The following is a 1,398-nucleotide window of genomic DNA, read 5'->3' as shown; positions in this document are numbered from 1 at the left end:
CCGCATCCAGGGAACGAACTCCCGAACTCGTCGCCACCTCAACCGCGAACACCCGACCGTCAACATCAATCGTCAACAGCAACACCACTGTGCCGAACTGATGACGACGCAACGCATCACGCGGATACACCGGCGGCACGTTCGCCGGCGACGCAACCGGCTGCCGATCCACTCCGCCGGTCTGCTCGCCGATCTCCTCCGCAACCGAAACCGTCAGCGCATCTGACGACTCCGGCGCAGACGGCGATGCCGCAATCGCCGATGCACACTGCTCCACAAGACGCTCCGCCGATACCCTCCACAACGCAAGCTGCGCCTGCGCATCACGGCGCATACGTGCCATCTCCCGCCGGATGACCGCGAAATCGAAATCCGGAATCGCCGACGTCTCGTCAACGACCGGCACATCGGCTGACAGACGCGCCGGCACATCGATCACCACCGGCGGTGGTGTCACGACATCGACCGCAGCGTGCTCGGGTTCGGCCGAAAACGCTGCGATGTTCATCGCATTCGGCGCATCGATCACATCCTGCACAGCATGCGCATCGTGCGCATCATGCGCATCCGCCCGCTCAGCCGTCGACAGCAGATGCACCCGCACACCCGACGCATCGCCGGCAGGCAGATGAAGATCCGGCGACTTGTCGATCGGCAGCCAGGTCATCACCGCAAATCCCGCGAGATGAACGCCGACCGACAGACCCGCCGACAGAACCCAGATGTGCGCTTCGTGCTTCATCGCGCCTCCGGCTCATCTTAGAACTCCCACCCGATGTTCAGCCACAATTGAACCTCGGGACTGTCTTCCGTAACGCCGAACAGCGGCGCAACGTTGATCGTCAGCGGCGGCGTCGGCCTCCACTGGCAACTTGGCCCGATGAGAAACTGCGTCGTGAAATCGCCGCGATCATCCTTCGTGTCGGCAAAGACGAAACGATTCTCGACGCCGAGCGACAGCACCGAATCAATGATCGAATACGACACCCCCGACGTCACCTGGTACTCGTGCTCGCGCTCACCGCCCAACTCAAGCTCAGCGACAAAATTCACCGCCCAGTGCCAGCGCTCCGTAATCTCGCCGCCGAGAAGGAGCTTCGGCTCAATCTTGTCCGGCCGATCGTCCAGCAGAACATACTCAAAATACAGCGTCGGATTCCCCCAGACCTCGCCCCAGTCCGCCAACGCCCAGCGCACTTCGAACTGACTGCCCCACAACGTGTCATCGCTCGCGCTGTCGTAATCTTCGCGCAGATAAAGATCGAGCTGAAAGCGGCCGGGCAAACCGATTTCCAGTTCCTGCAGAAATCGCCACTCCGATTCACCATCGTCAAACGTACCGCGCGCCCACGCCTCGACCTCGACCTTCCCCTCGGGAACGACGTACACACGCGTGGT

At 61.9% G+C, this 1,398-nt stretch carries 2 protein-coding genes; both read right to left on the bottom strand.

Annotated elements, in window-relative coordinates:
• Positions 1–742 (bottom strand): TonB family protein (locus KDG50_08405; GenBank protein MCB1865441.1); only part of this gene is annotated, 742 nt, incomplete at its 3' end.
• Between the two features lie 17 nt (positions 743–759).
• Positions 760–1,398 (bottom strand): hypothetical protein (locus KDG50_08400; protein ID MCB1865440.1); only part of this gene is annotated, 639 nt, incomplete at its 5' end.

It is taken from the genome of Chromatiales bacterium, from assembly GCA_020445605.1.
Classification (GTDB): Bacteria; Pseudomonadota; Gammaproteobacteria; order JAGRGH01; family JAGRGH01; genus JAGRGH01.
This window is presented reverse-complemented; position numbering and strand designations above follow the sequence as displayed.